Annotated in this window: 23 protein-coding genes; 5 read left to right on the forward strand and 18 right to left on the reverse strand. The window is 71.0% G+C overall.

What is annotated here, in order from left to right:
- The first annotated feature begins 160 nt into the window (after positions 1 to 160).
- On the forward strand, positions 161 to 1,309 hold the full coding sequence (locus tag ACZ69M_RS22760) for a winged helix DNA-binding domain-containing protein (RefSeq protein ID WP_470052247.1): 1,149 nt from the start codon (positions 161 to 163) through the stop codon (positions 1,307 to 1,309).
- Between the two features lie 20 nt (positions 1,310 to 1,329).
- Here the strand turns inward: ACZ69M_RS22760 and ACZ69M_RS22765 are convergent, their stop codons facing one another.
- The 17 genes from ACZ69M_RS22765 to ACZ69M_RS22845 form a co-directional block, all read right to left on the reverse strand.
- Positions 1,330 to 2,106 (reverse strand): class I SAM-dependent methyltransferase, encoded by a 777-nt coding sequence (locus tag ACZ69M_RS22765; protein ID WP_470052249.1) that lies wholly within the window; start codon positions 2,104 to 2,106, stop codon positions 1,330 to 1,332.
- A gap of 97 nt (positions 2,107 to 2,203) precedes the next feature.
- Positions 2,204 to 2,665 (reverse strand): GNAT family N-acetyltransferase, encoded by a 462-nt coding sequence (locus ACZ69M_RS22770; protein ID WP_470052251.1) that lies wholly within the window; start codon positions 2,663 to 2,665, stop codon positions 2,204 to 2,206.
- Between the two features lie 38 nt (positions 2,666 to 2,703).
- The gene (locus ACZ69M_RS22775) at positions 2,704 to 3,576 is read right to left on the reverse strand and encodes an LLM class flavin-dependent oxidoreductase (protein ID WP_470052253.1); all 873 of its coding nucleotides are present in this window, start codon (positions 3,574 to 3,576) and stop codon (positions 2,704 to 2,706) included.
- A gap of 40 nt (positions 3,577 to 3,616) precedes the next feature.
- On the reverse strand, positions 3,617 to 4,225 hold the full coding sequence (locus tag ACZ69M_RS22780; protein ID WP_470052255.1) for a dihydrofolate reductase family protein: 609 nt from the start codon (positions 4,223 to 4,225) through the stop codon (positions 3,617 to 3,619).
- Between the two features lie 317 nt (positions 4,226 to 4,542).
- Entirely contained in the window at positions 4,543 to 5,190 is a 648-nt protein-coding gene (locus ACZ69M_RS22785; RefSeq protein WP_470052257.1) for an OmpA family protein, read from the reverse strand.
- Positions 5,191 to 5,192: 2 nt separating this feature from the next.
- Positions 5,193 to 5,786, reverse strand: coding sequence for a hypothetical protein (locus tag ACZ69M_RS22790; RefSeq protein ID WP_470052259.1), 594 nt, complete (start codon positions 5,784 to 5,786; stop codon positions 5,193 to 5,195).
- 15 nt (positions 5,787 to 5,801) lie between these two features.
- On the reverse strand, positions 5,802 to 6,401 hold the full coding sequence (locus ACZ69M_RS22795) for a pilus assembly protein TadG-related protein (protein ID WP_470052454.1): 600 nt from the start codon (positions 6,399 to 6,401) through the stop codon (positions 5,802 to 5,804).
- The gene (locus tag ACZ69M_RS22800) at positions 6,398 to 6,634 is read right to left on the reverse strand and encodes a hypothetical protein (RefSeq protein ID WP_470052467.1); all 237 of its coding nucleotides are present in this window, start codon (positions 6,632 to 6,634) and stop codon (positions 6,398 to 6,400) included. Before ACZ69M_RS22800 ends, ACZ69M_RS22795 begins: the two co-directional genes overlap by 4 nt.
- 105 nt (positions 6,635 to 6,739) lie before the next feature.
- Positions 6,740 to 7,480: a response regulator gene (locus ACZ69M_RS22805; protein ID WP_470052261.1), complete on the reverse strand. Its 741-nt coding sequence runs from the start codon at positions 7,478 to 7,480 to the stop codon at positions 6,740 to 6,742.
- Positions 7,473 to 8,897: a sensor histidine kinase gene (locus tag ACZ69M_RS22810; RefSeq protein ID WP_470052262.1), complete on the reverse strand. Its 1,425-nt coding sequence runs from the start codon at positions 8,895 to 8,897 to the stop codon at positions 7,473 to 7,475. The genes ACZ69M_RS22805 and ACZ69M_RS22810 overlap by 8 nt, the downstream gene beginning before the upstream one ends.
- The gene (locus ACZ69M_RS22815; RefSeq protein ID WP_470052264.1) at positions 8,897 to 9,787 is read right to left on the reverse strand and encodes a DUF5936 domain-containing protein; all 891 of its coding nucleotides are present in this window, start codon (positions 9,785 to 9,787) and stop codon (positions 8,897 to 8,899) included. The genes ACZ69M_RS22810 and ACZ69M_RS22815 overlap by 1 nt, the downstream gene beginning before the upstream one ends.
- Positions 9,788 to 9,803: 16 nt before the next feature.
- Positions 9,804 to 10,745 (reverse strand): type II secretion system F family protein, encoded by a 942-nt coding sequence (locus tag ACZ69M_RS22820; protein WP_470052266.1) that lies wholly within the window; start codon positions 10,743 to 10,745, stop codon positions 9,804 to 9,806.
- A 28-nt stretch (positions 10,746 to 10,773) separates the two neighbouring features.
- The gene (locus ACZ69M_RS22825) at positions 10,774 to 12,114 is read right to left on the reverse strand and encodes a CpaF family protein (protein WP_470052268.1); all 1,341 of its coding nucleotides are present in this window, start codon (positions 12,112 to 12,114) and stop codon (positions 10,774 to 10,776) included.
- Positions 12,115 to 12,158: 44 nt separating this feature from the next.
- The gene (locus tag ACZ69M_RS22830) at positions 12,159 to 12,524 is read right to left on the reverse strand and encodes a TadE/TadG family type IV pilus assembly protein (RefSeq protein ID WP_470052270.1); all 366 of its coding nucleotides are present in this window, start codon (positions 12,522 to 12,524) and stop codon (positions 12,159 to 12,161) included.
- Complete coding sequence (locus ACZ69M_RS22835; protein ID WP_470052272.1) at positions 12,521 to 14,140, reverse strand: AAA family ATPase; 1,620 nt, start codon at positions 14,138 to 14,140, stop codon at positions 12,521 to 12,523. Before ACZ69M_RS22835 ends, ACZ69M_RS22830 begins: the two co-directional genes overlap by 4 nt.
- Before the next feature lie 39 nt (positions 14,141 to 14,179).
- Positions 14,180 to 14,893 carry a Flp pilus assembly protein CpaB gene (gene cpaB, locus ACZ69M_RS22840; RefSeq protein ID WP_470052274.1) on the reverse strand — a complete coding sequence of 238 codons (714 nt, stop codon included), beginning with the start codon at positions 14,891 to 14,893 and terminating at the stop codon, positions 14,180 to 14,182.
- Positions 14,894 to 15,014: 121 nt separating this feature from the next.
- Positions 15,015 to 15,890 (reverse strand): hypothetical protein, encoded by an 876-nt coding sequence (locus ACZ69M_RS22845; RefSeq protein ID WP_470052275.1) that lies wholly within the window; start codon positions 15,888 to 15,890, stop codon positions 15,015 to 15,017.
- A gap of 370 nt (positions 15,891 to 16,260) precedes the next feature.
- Between ACZ69M_RS22845 and ACZ69M_RS22850 the strand changes: the two genes are divergently transcribed.
- Both ACZ69M_RS22850 and ACZ69M_RS22855 read left to right on the forward strand, forming a co-directional pair.
- On the forward strand, positions 16,261 to 17,958 hold the full coding sequence (locus tag ACZ69M_RS22850) for a chitinase (RefSeq protein ID WP_470052277.1): 1,698 nt from the start codon (positions 16,261 to 16,263) through the stop codon (positions 17,956 to 17,958).
- 176 nt (positions 17,959 to 18,134) lie between these two features.
- Positions 18,135 to 19,010: a PhzF family phenazine biosynthesis protein gene (locus tag ACZ69M_RS22855; RefSeq protein ID WP_470052279.1), complete on the forward strand. Its 876-nt coding sequence runs from the start codon at positions 18,135 to 18,137 to the stop codon at positions 19,008 to 19,010.
- Between the two features lie 225 nt (positions 19,011 to 19,235).
- Here ACZ69M_RS22855 and ACZ69M_RS22860 read toward each other — a convergent pair whose 3' ends face one another.
- Positions 19,236 to 19,604 (reverse strand): hypothetical protein, encoded by a 369-nt coding sequence (locus ACZ69M_RS22860; RefSeq protein WP_470052281.1) that lies wholly within the window; start codon positions 19,602 to 19,604, stop codon positions 19,236 to 19,238.
- Positions 19,605 to 19,706: 102 nt separating this feature from the next.
- Between ACZ69M_RS22860 and ACZ69M_RS22865 the strand changes: the two genes are divergently transcribed.
- Both ACZ69M_RS22865 and ACZ69M_RS22870 read left to right on the forward strand, forming a co-directional pair.
- The gene (locus tag ACZ69M_RS22865; protein ID WP_470052283.1) at positions 19,707 to 20,222 is read left to right on the forward strand and encodes a SigE family RNA polymerase sigma factor; all 516 of its coding nucleotides are present in this window, start codon (positions 19,707 to 19,709) and stop codon (positions 20,220 to 20,222) included.
- A gap of 102 nt (positions 20,223 to 20,324) precedes the next feature.
- Positions 20,325 to 21,596, forward strand: coding sequence for a hypothetical protein (locus tag ACZ69M_RS22870; RefSeq protein WP_470052284.1), 1,272 nt, complete (start codon positions 20,325 to 20,327; stop codon positions 21,594 to 21,596).
- The last annotated feature ends 58 nt before the right edge of the window (positions 21,597 to 21,654 follow it).

The raw sequence follows: 21,654 nt of genomic DNA on the forward strand, positions 1-21,654 counted from the left end.
ACGACCCACCACCGATAACGATGTGGAAACCCTGTGCAGATGTCCGTCATGCGGACGGACATCTCGCCCATGACCGATCGCATCAGGGTGTTTTCGGTCAATCGGTTCCCGGGCGCTTCAGCGGACAGGATCTGACCTCATTCCCGCCTACCTTCGCCGCATGACCCTGAAGATCACATGGAACGAGGCGAGCGCGCGCCGCATGGAGCGCCAGTCCCTGGCCGCCGCGGCGCGCGGCGGGACTCCGGTCGCCGACGTCGTCGGCGCGATGCTCGGCGCGCACGCACAAGTCCTGTCGGCGGCCGAGGTGTCCGTGGGCGTACGCGCCGACGGGGTCACGCGGGCAGATGTACGCGCCGCGCTCTGGGAGGACGGCTCGCTGGTGAAGACGTACGGACCGCGCGGCACCGTACATCTGCTCCCCACCGCGGAACTCCCGCTCTGGACGGCAGCGTTGACGGCGATCCCGTCCGGCCGCAGCCCCTCCGCGCCCGCCGTCCGGCTCACCGAGGAGCAGGCGGACGAGGTCGTGGCGGCGATCGGGGACGCCCTGGACGGCGCGCGGCTGACCATCGACGAGTTGAGCGACGAGGTGGTGGCGCGCACCGGGTCCTGGGCCGGGGACCTGGTGATGCCCGCGTTCCAGGGCATGTGGCCGCGCTGGCGGCAGGTCATGCACCGGGCGGGTCAGCGCGGCGCGCTGTGTTTCGCCCCGAACCGGGGCCGCAAGGTGACGTACACCCGGCCCCCGCACTTCGAGCCGCTCGCCGCCGACGAGGGGCTCACTCTGCTCGTGGGGCGCTATCTGCGCGCGTACGGACCGGCGACGCCGGGGCAGTTCGCCAAGTGGGCGGCGGCTCCGCGCGGTTGGGCCACGGAGCTCTTCGCCTCGCTGGCGGGGGCGGGGGTCACCGAGGAGGTCGACTTCGAGGGGCCGGCGTGGGTCGCGGCGGGTGACACGGAGTTTCCGGGGGCGCCGGTGCGCGGGGTGCGGCTGCTTCCGTACTTCGACGCGTACGCCATCGCCGCGGGACCCCGCGAGGTGCTCTTCCCCGGGGCGGCGTACGCGCGTGCTCTCGCGGGCGGTCAGGCCGGGAACTTCCCCGTGCTGCTGGTCGACGGTGTGGTGGCCGGGGTCTGGCACCAGCGCCTCCGGGGACGGCGTACGACGGTCACCGTGGAGCCGTTGGAAGGGCTGACGGCGGAGCGGGAACGGGAGTTGGCGCAGCAGGTGGAACGCGTGGGTGAAATCCTGGAGGCGAGGGCGGAGTTGGTGGTGGGGAAGGTGACGGCGGGCCCGCACGCCTGAGCCCGGACGTGCGCCCCTCGTCAGGCGGAACGACGCGGCTTGCGCGCCTCGATCAGGAAGCGGGCGCTGTGGGCGACGAACGGGCCCTTCGCCTCGATCCGCTCGTGCAGGGCACGCAGCTCGGTCCGGTACCGGTCGACGGTGAAGCCGGGGACCATCCAGATCACCTTGCGCAGGAAGTGGACGACGGCACCGATGTCGTGGAACTCGATGCGCAGCCGCTCCGCGCGCAGGTCGACGACGTCGAGCCCGGCGGCCTCGGCGGCGGCGCGGGCGCGGTCCGGGTGCCGGCCGTTCCTGACGTCCTGCGGCAGCGGGCCGAGGAAGTACTCGACGAGTTCGAAGACGCTCGCCGGGCCGACCTGCTGGGAGAAGTACGTGCCGCCGGGGCGCAGGACGCGCGCGATCTCGGACCAGTGCGTCGTGACCGGGTGCCGGCTGGTGACCAGGTCGAAGGCGCCGTCCGCGAAGGGCAGCGGGGCGTCTTCGGGAGAGGCGACGACCACGGCGCCGCGGGGGTGCAGCAGGGCGGTGGCCTTCGCGACGTTCGGGGGCCAGCCCTCGGTGGCGACGGTGAGCGGGGGCAGCGTCGGAGCGGAGGCCAGCACCTCACCGCCACCGGTCTGGACGTCCAGCGCGGCGGACGCCTGCGCCAGCCGCTCCCCCATCGCCCGCGCATACCCCCACGAGGGCCGCTCCTCGGTGGCACGCCCCTCGAACCAGGAAAAGTCCCACCCCTCGACGGACACCGCCACGCCCTCGTCCACGAGGGCTTCGAAGGTACGGGTGGTGGTCATGGGGGGATCTTCTCAAGGGGGTGGTGGGGAGGCGAGGGGTTTTTCTTCGGGCAACGGGGTTCCGGGCCGGGGGCCAGGGTGCTCGTCGCCCGTGCCTTCACGTCCCGGGGAGTACGAGCAGGTTGTGCTCGTCGTCGCCGTGGTGGACGGTGCCGTGGTGTTGGAAGCCGTGGTGTTCCAGGAGGCGTATGGACGCGGTGTTGCCTGTGAAGGGGTCGGCGTACAGGGGGCGGTTCCTCTCCAGGTCGAGGAAGCGGGCCAGGGCCTTGGTGCCGATCCCCCGGCCCCAGTACGGGCGGCCGAACCAGTAGCCGATGAAGCGCCGCTCGTTCTCCCACCAGGAGACGAGGTTCCCCGCCGGTGCCCCGTCCACGGTGACCGTCTGCACGAGGACGGTGTCGTCGCCGAGGATCCTGGTCCTCCAGTGGGACATGAACGCCTCCCGCGGCCGGGGCTCGAACCTCGACCGCCGGGCCGCCTCGGGGTCGTGCTCGTAGGCCAGGAACAGGTCGAGGTCGGCTTCGACCACATCCCTCAGTCGTACGTCGTCTTCGCTCATACCGCCGAGTGTGGCAGCGGGCACTGACAACGACCGGCCTACCCGATGAGCGGCCGTACTTCCTCCGCCGCGAACCGTACGAGGGCCTCGGGGTCCGGTTCGTCGGCGGTCGGCTGGAGGACCACGGTGTCGGCGCCCGCCTCCGCGAGGCGCTGTACGGCCTTGGCGACCGCGTCCGCGTCCCCGGCGACGCCGTGCTCCGGCAGCGGATCCTCACCGTTCGCCTCGATCTCGGCGCGCAGCCGGGCCGCCGCGTCCGCTCCGGTGGCCGTGTGGAGGTAGACGACCACCCGGTGGTGGTCGGTCCGGCCCGCCGACTCCCGCCCCTCGTCGATGAGCCGGCGTGCCCGCCGTACCCCTTCCGGCGCGGTGGCGGCGGTGAGGACGGTGCCGTCGGCGGCGGCCCCGGAGAGCCGGAGCGAACGCGGCCCGGTGGCACCCGCGAGCACCTCCGGTGCCCCCGTCGGCGGCCAGTCGAGGGCCACGCCGTCCAGCTTCACGTACCGGCCGTCCGTGCTGACCCGCTCGCCCCGCAGCAGCGCCCGCAGCGCGTCGAGGTGCTCGCGCAGCAGCGTCACGGGCGACTCCGCACGCGCCCCGACCTGCCCCATCCAGTCCTGTACGCCGTGCCCGACGCCCAGGATCGCGCGCCCCGGGAACATCCGGTGCAGCGTGGCGGCCTCCATCGCGGTGACGGCGACGTTGCGCAGCGGGACGGGCAGCAGGCCCACGCCGACCCGGACCCGTTCGGTCCAGGCGAGGGCTGCCGCCGCGGCCGAGATGCCCCCTTCGAGGAAGCAGTCCTCCCACAGCCACAGCTCCTCCAGGCCCGCGTCGTCCGCCGCGCGCGCGACGGCCCGCAGACGCTCGGGGGGCAGTTGGGGCCGGAACACGACGCCGAGAACAGTCATGGAGCCTTCCTACCCACGCCCCGGCGCACGGACAACACCGTTACGCCTCGGCACAGGCGGGGGCGGCAGCCGTGGCGGTGCTGTCGCGTTCGTAGCGCAGGAGTACGACCCCGTTGCCGAAGACCCGTGACTCGGCGAACCGGAGACCGGTCGGGGTGCCCGACTCCGGGAACAGGCGTTTACCGCGGCCGATCAGCACCGGATGGACGTACACCCGGAACTCGTCGACCAGGTCGTGCCGCAGGAACGCCGCCGCGAGGTCGGCGCCGCCGAGGCCGAGGTCCCCGCCGGGCTGTTCCTTGAGCGCCCTGACCTCGTCCGGTACGACGTCCCGGACGATCGTGGTGTTCCAGTCGGCCCGCTCCAGCGTCCGCGAGTACACGTACTTGGGGATGTCCCGCCAGATCCCCGCGAACTCGACGACCTCGGCCGTACGGTCCGGGATGTCCGGATCATGGTCGGCCGTCGGCCAGAACCCGGCCATCAGCTCGTGTGTCACGCGGCCTTCCAGCAGACCACCGAGCTTGCCGACCTCCTCGTTGAAGTGGCGGTGCAGCTCCGCGTCGACGCGGTGCCAGTCGATCTCGCGGTTCGGTCCCTCGATGAATCCGTCCAGGGACACCGACATCATCAGGACGATCCTTCTCATCGCATCCTCGCCGGGGTCGTTGCCGGGCCATTCCGGGAGCATGGTGACAGGAGGCTCAGCCAGTCGGCCAGGCCGCGCCGGACCGTGTCACACCCTTGGAATGCAGCCGAGTCGGGGCGCCCACTCCTCCTGTCCCGCACGGTGATTGGCTGATTCCGGCCACTTACCCGGCACCCAGCGCAGTGCCGCCTTGATCCCCGTTGGCCCGAATCTGCCAATCACCCGGCTCCTCAGGCAGCGCGCTCCTCGAAGCGGAACTCGGGGGAAGTAGGTGACGTCGGGTGCACAGCATGGAACCCGCCCGCCCCGCCTCTCCCTCAGCTTGCGTTGGAGCTCGACGTCGCCCCCCTCGGGAACGTCACCTCCACCCGGCGGTTCTTCCGGCGGCCCTCCTCCGAGGTGTTGTCCGCGATCGGGTAGTCCTCGCTGTAGCCACGCACCTCGAACGTGACGTCCGTCGAACCGAGCGCCGCCGCCAGTTCGTCGTGGACGATCTCCGCGCGCTTCTTGGAGAGGACCAGGCCGTGGGCGTACGAGCCGAGGTTGTCGGTGAACCCGAACACCCTGACCGTCGTCGCCTTCTGGTTCTTGATCTCGTCCGCGATCGCCTGGATACGGGACCGGGCGTCGGGGTTCAGCTTCGAACTGTCCTTGGGGAACAGCACCTCTGCCTGCAACGCGAACGTCACGTCGGAGTTGGTGTCCTCGCGCCGTTCCTCGCCGCCGAGGTCTTCCACGACCGACTTGATGTCCAACACCTTGGCGGGCGCGAGCGTGGCGCCGTCGGCGAGCTTCAGGCCGGGGCTGGTGGGGTCGACGGTGGGGGGTGGGGAGGTGGTGACGCTGCCCGGCGGGGCACTGGGACCGGTGCCGTCGGCGTGCGCCGGGCCACCGGTGAGGCTCAGCGCGGCCAGTACGGCGAGGGCCGTGAGCGTGGTCGCTGCGCTGCGGGGTGGGAGGGCCATGGTCACTCGCCGCCGGAGATCTGGATGGAGGCGGGGGGCATGGAGCCGACCTGGAAGTCTACGTTGGTGGTGTCGGCGGGTGGGGCTGGGAACTGGGCGAACCAGTCGGCAGACTGACCCGCTTCGACGCCACCTCCGTCGAACTTCGTGCAGAGGCACCGCCCCTGGGTGTCCCGCAGGACGAGGTACTTCTTCTTGCCCTTGCTGTCGGTCAGGGAGGCACCGGCGAGGGACGCGCCGTTCCCACTCAACTCCCGCTCGTCGCCACGCCAGTTCGACGCGATCCAGAACTGGCCGCCGCCATTGGACACCTTGCCGCTCACGGTGACATATCCGCCCTGGTCACGGACGGCCGAGGTGACGGTGAGCGTGATGTCGCCGCCCTTCACCTCCGCCAGTGCCGCCGCCTGGCTCGGTGTCGAAGACGACTGCGCCTTGTCTCCGCTGCCGCCCTTGCTCGACTGGGAGGTAGAAGTCCCGCTCGGCTTGTCACCGCCGTCTCCCCCGCCGCAACCGGACACCGTGAGGAGCAACCCAGTCGTGATGGCCACTGCGGCCAGTGTCCGTCGGCCCTTCATGGTGTGCCGGAGATCCATCGGTACGGCTTCCTCTCACTCGGCCAGATGCACAGAGAACAGCACGGACGCGTCCGGAAGGTCGACCGGATCGAACTTTCCGGGGTCGATGTCGACGGTCTGTCCGTCACAGTTCAGTTCCACGGGCTTCTTGGGATCCGCGGCCGGATCGAAGTCGCAGCGCGGCTGGATGACAGCAACGGCATGGGCCGTCGCGTGCCTGTCCTCCGTACCGGGAATGATCGACTTGCCAACCGTGTACCGGGTCTCGATATCCACTCGGTAGCCCGGAAATCCGTTCACCGCGGTCGGGGTAAAACCCTGCACGGTCGAGTCGTTCTCGGCGGCCAGCCGATCAGCCGCGGCCGCGGCTCCCGCGCCCTTGAACAGGTCGCCCTTGAGCCAGTCCAGCCAGTGGTCCGTGCCCACGGCCCCCGCCAAGCCCTTCATCAGCTCGTCGCGGGAGTCCCGTGCGGCCGCCAACGCCGCAGCGTCCGCCGCGGATTGAGCACCATTCCGGGCGGACGCTGCTTGGGCGAACACGAAGAAGGCGAGCGCAGCGAAGAGCAGAATCCCCGTCAACCAGATGTAGATGGGGAGGGTCTGCCCTCGGTCGCTGCGGGCCGGCTGGATCAGCCGCCGCCTCCGGTGACCTGGGTGACTGCCGTCCGAATCGCCCCCGAGATCATCCCGTCCAGGCCGATCTGGTCGATCAACGTGAAGATCCCCGCAATGATGATCATCAGACCGGCATACTCCACGAAACCCGCGCCGACGTCCCGCCCGCGGCCCCGCATCCGACCGGCGACGGTCTTCGCCCAGGCCTCCACCCGGACCCCCACCCTCAGCGTCCAGTCCCTCGTCACCATGGCCCCTGTCCTCCCGCCCGACGCCACCACTACCGACCCGAGCACCGTACGTGAGACCGCGCCTACTCCGGGTGGGCCCAGGGGCCCAACTTGCCGTGGGTGGAGTCATCGGCTCCACCCCTCACGTGCCGTGCCCAGCCAGTGGGCGATCGCTTCGCTGCGTGAGGAACTGTGCAGCTTTGCGAAGATGCGGTTGATGTGGTTCTTGACGGTCTTCTCGCTGATGAAGCAGGCGGCAGCGATCTGCTGATTGCTCATGCCGGACGCGATGAGATCCATGACCTCCACCTCCCGTGAACTCAGGCCGAAGTTGAGCCGGTTGGGCACGCGGCGGTGGAGCCTCGCCGCGAAGCCTGACCGGGCCTTTGACGACTGTCCCACAGCCAGTTGCAGATGCGAAGGAAAATCGTTCGGTTCGTACGAAACACCGAGTGAATCCGGGACAGGCGCGGAAGTTGAAGCCGCGTGCCGTACCTCCCGTACGGCGGAGATCAGTTCGGCCGCCGTGAACTCGCCGTGGACGAGATAGCCGACCGCGCCCCGCCGCAACGCCTCGGCCACGACCTCGGGTTCGCGGCTGTAGGTCAGCATCATCACGGGGGCGAGCAGGGAGAGGGCGGGCAGGGCCGTCAGGCCGTCCGTGCCGGGCATGCGGACGTCGAGGAGGACGACGTCCGGGCGCAGTCGGGTGGCGGCCGCGATGGCCTCCTGGCCGTCGGCCGCCTGCGCGACGACCGCGAGGTCCGGGTGGCCGTCGAGCAACGCGGCCAGACCGGCCCGGACGACCGGGTTGTCGTCGGCCACGAGTACTCGGAGGTTCGGGCCGGGAAGTGCCTGGTCAGGCATGTGCGGCCTCCTCTTGGGGGGTGGGGGGACGGTGGGGGACGACGGAGGATCGCGGGAGGGTCAGGTGAATCTCCGCGCCTCCTTGCGGGGAACGGTTCAGGTCGATACGGCCGCCCAGCGACGCGGCTCGCTCGGCCATGCCGAGCAACCCGAAGTGGCCGGATCTGGTCAGGTCGTCGAGGGTCGGGTCGTCGAGGGCGACGGGCGGGGGCAGACCGACTCCATCGTCGCGTACGCGTACGGCGCACTCGGCTTCGGACACGTCGAGTTCCACCGTCACCCGCGTCGCGTCCGCATGGCGGTGCGCGTTCTCCAGCGCCTCGGACACGATCGCCAGGACGTGGTGGGCGGTGGCGTACGGGAGGATCGGGCGCTCGCCGCGGTGGTGGAGTGCCGTGGGGAGGCGGGTGCGGGCCTCGAAGGCCCTCACCCGGGTGCCGAGTTCGGACAGGACATCCGTGTTCGCACTTGTGAGGTCCGTGTGGCGGCGCAGGTCGGAGAGGAGGTCGCGGGACTCCGCGGCCGCCCGGCGGGCCGCGCCCGCGACCATCGTCGCCTGCCGCCCCAGCGTGTGCGGGTCCGCGTCCCCGGCGGCGGCCGAGGCGGCGAGGGCCTCGGCCGCCAGGGCCAGGCCGTGCAGGGTCTTCGCGACCGAGTCGTGCATCTCGCGGGCCAGGCGGGCCCGTTCGGACTCCACCGCCTCGGCGACGGCCAGGCGGGAGTTCGCCTCCGACAGCGCCTGGCTCGCCGTACCGAAGCGGAACATCAGGTTGCGCAGGGTGACGCCGATGATGCCGGCGCCGACGCAGAAGCCCGCGACGAGGAGAGTGCTGGCGCCGGACCCCGGGTGGTGCTGCCAGGCCCTGTACACCGTCACCAGCACGATCAGCTGCAGGCCGGTGAAGATGCCCGAGCCGCGCCAGCCGTACAGCAGGCCGGCCAGAAGCGGGGTGCAGACCGTCGCGTACGCGAGGGGGGACGCGGGGGACGCCGTCAGGAGCAGGACCGCGCCGAAGGTCAGGTCCACGGCCATCAGGGTGGGGTGAGCCAGGAGACGGGGGCCGAAGCGGTCCCAGTCCCTGAGCATGGCGTACGAGCCCATGACGCCGAGGACGGCGGCGGCCAGGACCGTGTAGCGGGGCGGGCCGTTCACGGCGTTGGTCATCGCGAAGGGGGCGCCGATCGCGATCGCGGCGAGGCGGACGCCGAAGGCCTGACGGCACAGTGCCTGGAGGGCGTTGAGCTGGAGGCGGACGCTTCCGGGGGCCGGGGCGTCGTCGGCCAGGTAGCCGTCCTCGGTGCTCGCGAGGTGCCGCCGCTCCCACAGCCGGGTCAGCCACGGCGGGGGCTGTGACAGCCACCGGGGGAGCGTCCAGGGCGGTGACGGCCTCGGCAGGGGAGTACGGCGGCTGGTCATCAGCGGCCCAGGATCGAACCGAAGTTCGTGCCCGACCCCAGGAACATGCCCGTGGCGATCAGGATCATCGTCGCCGGGAGCATGAAGACGAGGGTCACCATCGTCGCCTTGGGGATGGTCTTGGCGGCGCGGCGGCGGGCGTTCTGCGCGTCCGTGCGGCGCATGTCCGTGGCGAGTTGGATGAGGGTCTCGGCGATGGGGGACCCCAGTTCCTCGCCCTGCTGCAGCGCCGAGACGAACTGCGCGACCTGCTCGGAGGAGTTGCGCTTGCGCAGTTCGTCGAACGCCTGGCGGCGGCTGACGCCCATGTCCATCTGGCGCAGTGTGATGCGCAGTTCGTCCGCCCAGGGGCCCTCGTACTTCTCCGCGACCCGGTCCAGCGCCTGGCGGAAGCCGAGGCCCGCCGAGACCACGACCGCGAGGACGTCGAGGAAGTCGGGGAGTGTGCGGTCGATGACCTCCTTGCGTTCGCGGACGGCCTGCCAGATGAGGGCGTCGGCGGCGACGAGCCCGAAGGCCAGGGTGAGGACGGCGAAGAGAAGTTGGCCGTTGGAGAGGAAGACGAGGCCGAGTACGACGCCGAAGACGCCGTACACCGCGCGGCGGGCGGCGTAGCGGTTGAGGGTCAGACCTCCGGGATTGCCCGCCATGTCGATGCGGCGGCGTTTGGCCTCGACACGGCGGGGGCCCATCAGGCGCAGGATGGTGGGCGCGAAGCGCATGCCGAGGCGGTCGACGGCGGACTCGGCCGTGGAGACGCGGGTTCCGCCGACCTCCAGGGCGAGCGCGAGGTCGCTCGGGAGTTTGGCGTCGGCGCGGATCATGCGGATGCCCAGCAGGGCGCCCGCGACGGCCCCGGCCGTCAGGAGGGCGAGCAGCAGCGCGAGCAACGTGACCCCTCCTCTCTCAGACGTCGATCTTGCCGAGGCGGCGGATGACGAAGAAGCCGACGGTGTAGAGGCCGAGCGAGATCAGGACGAGGGTCTGGCCGAGGCCGGAGCCGGTGACCCGGGCGAGGGCCCCCTCGTTCGAGGAGTTGATCAGGAGCAGCGAGCCCAGACCGAGCATCGGGACCGTGAAGGCGGTGGCGTTGACCTCGGAGAGCATGGTGCGGACCTCGCGGCGGGTCTCCTTGCGGTCCTCCAGGGTGTGGGTGAGGTTGCGCAGGGAGCTGACGACCGAACCGCCCGCCTTGTTGGCGAGGACCAGGGTCGTGACGAGGACGATCAGCTCACGGGACGGGAGGCGCTCGGAGAGTTCACCGAGGGCGTCGTCGATGCTGCGCCCCAGCATCAACTGGTCGGCCACGCGGGCGAGTTCCTCGCCTGCGGGGGCTTCGAGCTCCTCAGCGGCCATCGCCAGTGCCGTCCGCAGGGCCAGTCCCGCGGCGGCCGCGTTGGCCAGCAGGCGGGCCACGTCGGGGAGTTGGCCGATGAAGGCCTCGATGCGTTTCTGACGCTGCCAGTTGAGGAAGATGGCCGCGCTCCACACGCCCACAAGCGCGGCGATCGGACCGAAGAAGGGGGCCAGCACCGACGCGGCGATCAGCCACAGCGCGACGACGACGGCGGTGACGTACATGGCGAACTCCCCCGCCGTCACGTCCAGGCCCGTCGCCGACAGGCGCAGGTGGATCGTCCGGCCGAGGCGGGTGCGGCGCAGTCGGCGGTCGATCGCGGCGAAACGGCGTACGCGGCCGGCCGCGGTGCGCAGCGGGCCGCCGCCGGAGAGGCGGTCGACGAGGGCCTGACGCTGGGCACGGCCCGAGGCGTACAGGTGGACGCCCGCGACGGCGAGGGTGCCGCACAGCACGGTGGCGCCGAGGGCGAGGAGTGCGGGGTCGTTCATGGCTGCCTCCCTTCGGGGGCGGGGCTGGTCATCCGATGGCCCGCCTCGTGTCGAGTACGTCGAGGACCTCGGCCACGCCGAACGCGGGCGGCAGCGGTTCGCCTGCGACGTACAGCTTCTCGGCGACCTGGCGCGGCAGCGGAAGGTGCTCGAAATGGCCGTGTACGACACGGTCGGGGCCTGCGGGGCGGGGGACGAAGCGGGTGACGGGGACGACGCGGAACTGTTCGCGGCCGTGCGAGACGACCAGGGCTGTCTCGGTGACCTTGCGGGAGCCGTCGGCGTGGCGGGTGAGCTGGACGACGACGTCCACGGCCGAGTTGATCTGGTCCTTCAGCGCCTCGAAGGGGATCTGGACCTCGGACATCGAGCCGAGCGTCTGGAGCCTCATGAGGGCGTCCTCGGCGGAGTTCGCGTGGACGGTGGCCAGGGACCCGTCGTGGCCGGTCGACATCGCCTGGAGCATGTCGAGGGTCTCGCCGCCGCGGACCTCGCCGACGATGATGCGGTCGGGCCGCATACGGAGGGAGTTGCGGACCAGGTCGCGGATGGTGATGTGGCCCTTGCCCTCGACGTTCGGGGGGCGGGACTCCAGCCGGATGACATGTTCCTGCTGGAGCTGGAGTTCGGCCGAGTCCTCGATGGTGATGATGCGCTCGCGGGACGGGATCAGGCCGGAGAGGGCATTGAGCAGGGTCGTCTTCCCGCTGCCGGTACCGCCGCTGACGATGACGTTGAAGCGGGCCCGCACGAAGGCCGCGAGCAGCATCAGCATCTGCTCGTCGAGCGAGCCGAGGCCGATGAGTTCGGGCAGGGTGTACGCGCGGGGGAAGCGGCGGATGGTCAGGGTGGGGCCGGTGAGGGCGAGCGGCGGGATGATGACGTTGACGCGCTCGCCGGTGGGCAGACGGGCGTCGACCATGGGGTTCGACTCGTCGACGCGGCGGTTGACCGTGGAGACGATGCGCTCGATGGTCTGCATCAGCTGGTCGTGGGAGGCGAAGCGGAGCGGGAGCTGTTCGACCCGTCCCGCCCGCTCCACGAAGATGGAGTCCGGCCCGTTGACCATGATCTCGGTGATGGACGCGTCGGCGAGCAGCGGTTCGAGGACGCCGAGGCCGAGGGCCTCGTCGACGACCCGCCGGATCAGCTGGGAGCGCTCGGCGGAGGACAGGACCGGGCCCTCACGGCTGATGATGTGGCCGAGCACGCGCTCCAGGCGTACCCGGCGTTCGGCTGCCGCCAGGCTCGACATCTCCGCGAGGTCGATCTCCTCGAGGAGCTTGGCTCGGTAGACGGCGACGAGGTGTCCGTCCTCGCGGGCGGGGCCCGACTCGTCGGGGGTGGAGAGTCGGCTGCGCAGGCTCATGGATTCAGCTCCTCCCGGTCATTCGTCGGCTGTCCGTTTCCGGTTCAGTTGTCGGTGGGCATGGTGGCGTGGCGGGTGACGGTGTAGGGGCCGAAGAGGGGGATGACTCCGGGGACACTCACGGTGACCGTCGCCGTGGTGACGTCGGCGCCCTCGTCGGGCCTCACGTCCGGATTGAGCCAGCCGCTCACCGCGGCGTGTCCGGCCGCCGAGCCGTCGCCGCCCTGCGAGGCGACCCGCGCCGCCGCCCGCGCCGCCGTCCCCGCCTGGTTGATCCCGTACCCGATGAGGCCGAGCTGGATGGCGGCCATCCCGATGACGAGCAGGATGGGCAGGAACCCGGCGAACTCCAGCATGGAGACGCCCCGGTCGTCGCGGAACCGACGCCTCAGCCACCGTAGGGGCCTCATCCGTTGTTCCCCTCCAGCGCGGCGCCCGCGTTCCCCTTCACGCGCCACCCGGCGTCGAAGCCGGGGAAGAACAGGGGCACTTTGACGTCGACGGTGGCCTTCATGACCGGGCCCGCCGGGCCGCAGTTGATCGTGGCGCCCTGCCAGGAACCGGGCAGATGCTTGGACCCTGCCGTCTGGCACGCCCCGGACACGTCACCCTTGACCGCGTACGCCGCCGTCGCCGCCCGCGCCGCCTCGTCCGCCGCGTTCCCGGCCAGCGAGTACGAGTACCCGTAGAGCACGCACTGCCACAGGATCGTCATCACGACGAGCAGGATCGGGAACATGCCGGCGAATTCGAGGGTGACCGCGCCCCGGTCGCCGCCCTTGCGCCGCAGGGCCAGTGCGCCCCGGTCCGACGAGGACTTGCGGCGCCTGCCGCCACCCCCGCCGGTCTCCTGGGCGACCACCAGCCCCAGCTCCCCCGCCAGCGCCCACAGCGCCTGCTTGACCGTCGAGCGGGTGTCCAGGTCCTGGAGGCGCCCCGCGTCGACGACGGACTGGAGTTCCTTGAAGGCGGCGGGGACGGGGGTGCGGGCGACCTTGGTGCCGGTGACGCGTTCGACGAGGGAGGGCTGGATCTCCGTGGCGCGGGCGAAACGGTTGACGACCGTGGTCGTCTCCTCCGCCTTGCGGATCTGGAGGCGGTCCCACATGCGGACCATGCGTTTGGCGGCGCGCACGGCGACCACGTCGGGGGTGACCAGGAGGAGGGCCCGGTCGGCCATCTCGACGGCCGCGGCGGTCGCGGAGTTCATCTGGGCGCCGCAGTCGACGACCACGATGTCGTGGCGGGAGCGCAGGGCGCCCAGGACCTGGCGGGTCACCCGGTCGGTGACCTCCTCGCCGCGTTCGCCCTCGGCCGGGGCCAGCAGGAGGCCCACTCCGCTGTCGTGGGTGTAGACGGCGTCCTGGAGGACGCGGGGGTTGATGTCGCTGATCCCGGCGAGGTCGGCGATCGACCGCCGGAACTGGACGTCCAGGTACGAGGCCACGTCCCCGGACTGGAGGTCGAGGTCCACCAGCGCGACGCTGCGCCCCGACGCCTGGGCGGCGAGGGCGAGTTCGACGGCGGTGACCGTCGCTCCGACGCCGCCCTTCGCCCCGGTGACCGTGACGACGGTGCCGCCGGGGCCCGCGTACAGCTCGGGGGTGCCGCTGCCGAGGTGGCGGCGCATGCCGAGCGACCACCCGGCGGCGGCCTGGACGCGTTCGGCGAGGGCGTCGTAGCCCAGCGGGAGGCCGATGATGCCGCGGGCGCCGGAGTCCATGGCGGCGGTGAGGACACCGGTGCTGGTGTCCGCGGTGATGAAGACGACGCCGATCGCGGGGAAGCGCATGACCACGTCGCGGATCAGGTCCAACGCCGGTACGGGACCTATGCGTTCGTGGACGAGGACGACTTCGGGCAGTTCGTCGAGGGACTCGGCGGCGAGCCGCGCCAGGGTGTCGAGGAGCGCCGTGGAGTCGGGGACGGGCGGGGCCGGCTCGGCGTCCGCGAGCTGGCTCAGCAGGGTGGCGAGCGCGCGGGCCGAGTCGACGTCACTGACGGCCGGGAGGATACGGATGGTCATCGGCACAGCCCCGTGGGCGTGGACCTCATGCGCGGCCTCCTACTTGTCCTCGTCGAGGGTGTACGTACGGTCGCCGGGGGCGACGGTCGCGTCGGAGCCGCCCGCGACCAGGGCGAGGCGGACGTGTTCGGCGAACGACTCGGCGTACGCGACGCGTTGGGCGTCGGCGGTGTCGAGCGCGAAGGTGATGGGGACGGCCTGGGTGGCGCTGTTGCGCCGGTCGTTGCTGGACTGGCCGGGGTCGAGGGCGGTGAGCTTGCCGACGTCGATGACGCGGGCGTTCGCCACGATGACCTTGGACTGGTCCTTCTGCTTGTCGTTCTCGGCCTTGAAGGTGGCGTAGATGTTGACCCGGGAGCCGGGGTCGATCTTTCCGGCCACACCGGTCGCCGCGTCGATCATGATCGCGATCTCCTGCTGGCCCGCCTCCAGCGCGGGCCGGTCCACGATCATGTCGGTCTGGAGCAGGGAGCCCTTCTCCAGTTGCGTGACGGCGATCTTCCCGCGGATCTGGCCGAGGTTCGTGACCGCCGTGCTCGACAGCCAGCGCTTGGGCATCGAGACCTTCTGGAACTGGTCGGCCGACAGCTCCTTGTAGGGCGCGATGTCGTCCTTCAGGCGGTACGCCGCCACCTCCGGGCCGACCTTGGAGTTCACGTCGCGGATCACCGAGAGCACTCCGGCGAAGGCGCCCAGGGCGCACAGGACCGAGAGGACCAGCAGGATGACGCCGCGGCGCTGGCGTGAGTTCATGACGCGGACAACCTCGATCGTGGGGCGGGGACGGGCGGGGTCGAGCGGTCGTGCCTGGCGTGGTTCAGCGTGTGTTGTTCGACGTGTCGATCAGCGTGTTGTTCGGGCGTACGGACGTGACTTACGTGGCTCCTCGGGGCAGAGCGCGTACTGAGGATGCTGCCCGCACAGTGGCCGTCGGAAGCTCGGGAGGCGGGGGCAGCGGCGCGGCACAGAACCCGCAGCGGTCACCGATGAGTTCGAGACCGCACCAGTGGCACTCCTCCCGGCGGACGGACGACACGAGCTGGTAGAGCACCGAGACGTCGTACAGACCGGCGGCGAACTCGGCGAGCTTGGTGGTGCCCCACCAGCGGGCCGACTCCTGTGGTAGCGGTACGGTCGCGACGCCCTGCACACGCCAGGCGGGCGCGAGGGTCGCGGTGACCCAGTCGGAGGGCGGCTGGCCCGCGGCGACAAGCAGCCGGGTGCCGAACTCGGGCCCGGGGAGCTCGTCCTGCCCGATCCGGGCCAGCTGCGGACGCGGATGGGACAGTACGGCGAACTGGGCGCCCGGCACCCATGACTTGGCGTGCGACTTCAGCGTCACCGGGACCCGGTCGAGCTTGGCGACCGAGCCGAGCAGGGCCCCGGCGTAGATGTAGTGGGCGAGCAGCCGGGCGGCGGAGGCGAGCACGCCCGGGCTGAAGTCGCAGACCGACAGCTGCCGCAACTGCTGGGCCAGCAGGGCGACTCCGAGCGGCGGCAGGTCGATGCCGAGCAGGGCGATGCGGTCGCTCTCCAGGACGGAGCGGACGGTGTGCAGCCGCCGGGTGACCGCGTCCTCGACCGAGGCCGGGTAGAGGGCGATGACGTACCCGTGCTGCTCGATGAGGGCGTGCATGCCCGTGAGGGAGCTTTCGAGACTGTCGAGGGGCTGGACCACGGCGGGTGGGGTCTGCCGGTCGTGCGGCGGGAGCACCAGATCGGGACTGGTGACGGCTATCGCGGTCGGCACGCTGCACACACCCCGTTCACTGTGGCGGGGTGGTCGACCACCGCCTCAGATGGCCCCTGTGACGTCCTCTTGCATCAGCACCATATCCACGGCATGGCCGCCTCAACACCGAATCTTCCAGATCAACTCACGGAAGGTACGGGCTTGATCAACGGAGAGTGAGACGAATATGCCACAAGTCGCCCACCCTGTGGGCCCGTTGAGGCGTCCGGTCACCCCTGTCACCCACCAGAGGTCTTGACAACCCAATTGGTCTGGACCAACTTGTACGCCAGCAACGTCGACGGTGGCCACCGTTCCGCACCCCGCTCCTCCTCCCCCCTCTTCTCCCCTCCCCTCACCGGAGGTCCCAGTGGACCGCGTCATACGTATGCCCCGACCGCCCCGACGGAGATGGGCGGGCGCCCTCGCCGCCGTCGTCACCGCCTCCGTCCTCTCCCTCACCGGTCTGGCGGGCCAGGCCCAGGCGGCGGACGTCAACAACGCCAAGAACGGCGGCTACGAGTCGGGCCTGAGCAACTGGACCTGTACGGCGGGCAGCGGTACGACCGTCTCCTCGCCGGTGCACGGCGGCTCGGCCGCGCTCAAGGGCACGCCCGCCGGGCAGGACAACGCCCAGTGCACCCAGGCCGTCGCGGTCAAGCCCAACTCGACGTACACGCTGAGCGCGTGGCTGCAGGGCGGGTACGCCTACCTGGGCGTGACGGGCACCGGCACCACGGACGTCTCGACCTGGACCCCCGACTCCGCTTCCTGGAAACAGCTCTCGACCACCTTCACCACGGGCGCGTCAACGACCTCGGTGACGGTGTACACGCACGGGTGGTACGCCCAGGCCCCGTACTACGCCGACGACCTCTCGGTCTTCGGCCCCGACGGCGGCGGAGGCGGCGACCCGGCCCCCACGGTCCCGGCGGCACCCACCGGTCTCGCGGTCTCCTCCACCACGTCCTCCTCCGTCTCCCTCTCCTGGAACACGGTGTCCGGCGCGACGGGCTACAACGTCTACCAGGCGGGTACGAAGGTCCAGTCGACGACGGGGACATCGGCGACCGTCTCGTCCCTCGCGGCCTCCACCTCGTACTCCTTCCAGGTCACGGCGACGAACGCGGCGGGTGAGTCGGCGAAGTCGACGGCGGTGACGGGTACGACGACGGCGTCCTCGGGCGGTGGTGGCGGCACCCTGCCCAAGCACGCCGTCACGGGCTACTGGCAGAACTTCAACAACGGCGCGACGGTCCAGAAGATCTCCGCGGTGCAGTCCCAGTACGACATCATCGCGGTGGCGTTCGCGGACGCGACGGGCACGCCGGGCGCGGTGACCTTCAACCTCGACTCGGCCGGGCTCGGCGGCTACACCGTCGACCAGTTCAAGGCGGACATCAAGGCCAAGCAGGCCGCGGGCAAGAAGGTCGTCATCTCCATCGGCGGCCAGAACGGCACGGTGTCGATCAGCGACTCCACGTCCGCGACGAACTTCGCGAACTCCGTCTACTCCCTCATGCAGACGTACGGCTTCGACGGCGTCGACATCGACCTGGAGAACGGCCTCAACGCGACGTACATGACGCAGGCCCTGAGGTCGCTCTCCGCAAAGGCCGGCTCGTCCCTCGTCATCACCATGGCCCCGCAGACGATCGACATGCAGTCCACGTCGAACGCGTACTTCCAGACGGCCCTGAACATCAAGGACATCCTGACGGTCGTCAACATGCAGTACTACAACAGCGGTTCGATGCTGGGCTGCGACGGCAAGGTCTACAGCCAGGGCTCGGTCGACTTCCTCACCGCCCTCGCCTGCATCCAGCTCCAGGGCGGTCTGGCCCCCTCCCAGGTGGGCCTGGGCCTCCCGGCCTCGACGAGCGGCGCGGGCAGCGGCTATGTGTCTCCGACCGTGGTGAACAACGCGTTGGACTGCCTGGCCAAGGGCACCAACTGCGGTTCCTTCAAGCCCTCCAAGACCTACCCGGACCTGCGCGGCGCGATGACCTGGTCGACGAACTGGGACGCGGCGGCGGGCAACGCGTGGTCGAACGCGGTGGGGCCGCACGTGCACGGGCTCGGCTAGAAAGGCACCCTTCGGCCGGACACGGTGCCGGCCACCCCGCACAGGGGTGGCCGGCGCTCGCCTGTCGGCGTTGGCACGTCGAACGCACCCACGCCTGGCGGAACGTCTTCCACCGGCCTGCCCGTCTCCACCCGCGTCGAGGAATAGCCGCGAGCCCGCCCCGCGTTGCCGCGAGCATGACGACGAATGCGCCGCGGCCCGAGGTCCTGCGATACACCGCCTTCTCCAGCGACCCTGACGGCGGAAACCCGGCCGGCGTCGTTCTGGATGCCACCGGCCTGGACGACAGCGACATGCTGGCCATCGCCGCCGACCTCGGATACTCGGAGTCCGCGTTCCTGACCGCGCCCCCGGAGGGCCTCGGCGGCCAGGAGGGACGGGCGTACAGCATCCGTTACTTCAGCCCCAAGGCCGAGGTGCCGTTCTGCGGGCACGCCACCATCGCGACCGCCGTCGCGCTCGCCGGGCGGACAGGCCCCGGGGAGCTGGTATTCGCGACGCGCGCCGGCGCCGTGCCGGTGGAAGTGGCCGAGGAGGGCGGGAGCGTCAGGGCCACACTCACCAGTGTCGAGCCGCACATCGACGAGATCGCCGACGCCGACCTCACGGAGGCGCTCGCCGCGCTCGGCTGGCCGGCCGCCGAACTCGACCCGGCCTTCCCGCCCCGTATCGCGTTCGCCGGTGCCCGCCATCTCGTTCTCGCGGCGGCGACACGCGCGCGCCTCGCAGATCTCGCGTACGACTTCGCGCGCCTCGAAGCCCTGATGCACCGCTTGGACCTGACCACGGTCCAGTTGGTGTGGCGAGAGTCGCCCACCGTCTTCCATGTCCGTGACCCGTTCCCCGTCGGCGGCGTCGTCGAGGACCCGGCAACCGGCGCCGCGGCCGCCGCGTTCGGTGCGTACGCCCGTGAGCTCGGCCTGGTCCCCGAGGACGCCGTCCTCACCCTGCATCAGGGCGAGGACCTGGGCCGACCGGGCGAACTCACGGTGACGCTGCGCGCGGGTGACCCGCGCGTCCGCGTCAGCGGCACGGGAGCTCGCATCGGCTAGAGCGCCGGCCATGACGGCTGGGCAGACGCAAGTCTCCCCAGCCGTCACAGAGGATTGACGGCGCTCGCGATCCGTATGCGGCCGCGCTCGCCCGAAGGCAACGCCTACGTCGCCATGGTCGGCGCCGAAGACACCTGCCTCACCGGCACCCGCGAAGCGCTCCGCACCATGATCCTCGACATCAAGGCGGGCAGGGCCGACCACCTCCTCCGAGCCGCCGGACGGCTACCCCATCGGCCGGTAGTAGCCCAGCACCCACGCCAGCTGTGCGAACCACCCGCGCAGCAACTCCCGCGGCTTCGCGTTCACCACGCACTCGTAGACCCTGCTGTCCAGGTGGACCACGGCGACCATCAGGGCCTTGCCGTTGGGGCTCGCCTTGTAGTGGACGCTGCGGATCTCGGCCCAGGGGAAGTCGACCGTGATGTCGTACATCTCGAAGGCCACACCCGACACGTCGACAACGACCGAGTTGTGCTTGTCGACCGCCAGGAACTCCGGTCCGGGCGCCGAGGGCTGGGGCGGCTGCGGGGCGTACTGCGGCGGGGGCGGGCCGAAGCCCGGTGGGGTGGAAGCGGGCGGCTGGTCTGTCACTCCGGCAACCTATCCGAACCTTCTCTCCGTCCCTTGAAACATTTCCGGGGGGCCGGCGCATCAATGAAGTGAAGGCGGCGGGACCGAAGACACGGGGGCGGGATGAGACAAGTCCGGGGGGACGACTACGCCGAGTTCGCGGCGGCGCGGGCGGGGCATCTCTACCGTTCCGCCTGTCTGCTCACCGGCGGGGACACCCACCTCGCCGAGGACCTGGTGCAGGAGACCCTCGGTCGCCTGTACGTCCGCTGGTACCGGGTCTCTCGCGTCGGCAACCCCGCCGGATACGCGCAGACCGTCCTCACCCGCACCTTTCTCGCCCACCAGCGGCGCCGCAGCAGCCGGGAGCGCGCCACGGACGAGTTCCCCGACCTTCCCGACCCGCGCGCGGCCGACACCGACACGCCCCTGCGGCTGACCCTGGTCGAGGCACTCGGCCGGCTGTCCGCCAAGGACCGGGCCGTGGTCGTGCTGCGCTACTGGGAGGACCGCAGCGTCGAGGAGACCGCCGAGGCCATGAACGTCAGCTCGGCCGCCGTACGTACCCGCTGCACCCGCGCGCTCGCCCGGCTGCGGCTGCTGCTCGGGGACGCCCTCGGCGAGCGCGCCACACCCTGACGCCGCCCCGGCGCCGACGACCGTACCGAGACTTCCGATCCACAGCTCCGACCCACAGCTCCGACCCACAGCCCTTACGGAGAGCAGAGAGGGTGATTCGCCATGCCCGTTGACGACCACGACCACGACCGGGGCCCCGACCCCGAGGACCGTTTCGAGGAACGGCTCGGCGAGGCCCTGCAGCACGCGGGCGGGGCCTACGAGACCGACCGGCACGCCCTGGTCTCCGCCGGCCGGACGCGCGGCCACAGGCTGCTGCTGCGGCGCAGGGCCGCCGTCGTAGCGGGCGTGGCCTCGGTCGCGCTCGTGGGCCTCGGCGGGGCACTCCTCGTACCGGGCGGCGACCACGGGCGGCAGTCCGTGGCCACCGGCGCCAGGACCCCCGTCGCTTCGGCCACCCCCAAGGCGTCGTACACCGGCGACCAACTGATCGGCATCCTCGAGAAACTGCTCCCCCAGGGCGAGTTCACCTCGGCGCAAGCACGCGGCACGGACGACGAGCTGCCGCCGTACGCACAGGTCGTCTACAACGACGGCAAGGGCAAGGCGGCCATCGCCGTCGGCTTCGACCGGGTCCTGCCGGGCAGCGAGCAGGCCCGCCAGACCGTCGAGTGCCCGGACAAAGTAGTGACGCCTCACGACAGTTGCGTCGCGACCAGGCTGCCCGGCGGCTCGGCGCTCAAGATCGTCCAGGGGTACGAGTACCCGGACCGCCGCGCGGAAACGAAGCTGTGGACGGCGGACCTCGTCACCCCCAAGGGTCAGCACGTCGGCGTGAGCGAATGGAACGCCGCCGCCGAGAAGGGCGCGCCGGTCAGCAGGGCCGAACCACCCCTGTCTCCGGCGCGGTTGAAGACCCTCGTCACGGCCGCCGCGTGGCTGGGCGTCGTCGACGCGATCCCGGTGGACCCCAGGGCCCCGACGGCGCTCCCCGCACAGCCCTCGGGCATCGACGGCCGCGCGGTCACCTCCACGCTCGTCTCGCTGCTCCCCAAGGGCGTCAAGGTGGTCGCCAAGAGCGGCCCGGACAGCGGGTACGGCTATGTCGTCGTCGACGACGGCAAGGGCAGGAGTCTGGTCCAGATCAACGTGCAGCCGAACATGTCGGACGTCGAGCACCAGCTCTTCGGGGCGGGCACGGAGACGCTGGCCGACGGCACGAAGGTCGTCACGCACAAGAAGCCGGGCGAGAAGGGCGGCGCCGGCGTCGTCATGTGGACCGCCGACACCATCAGGACCGACGGGTTCCGTGTGGTGGTCAGTGCCTTCAACTCCGGCAGCCAGGAGACGGCCGCGACGCGCCCCGCCCCCGCGCTCACGACGAAGCAGCTCCGGGCGATCGCCCTCAGCGCGAAGTGGCGCGGCCTGGGCTGAGTTCCCTCACCTCCTTCCCACTCGGGCCCCGTCGGGCGGACCTGCCGACGGGGCCCGA

The sequence above is a fragment of the Streptomyces sp. NPDC107454 genome (genome assembly GCF_055582885.1).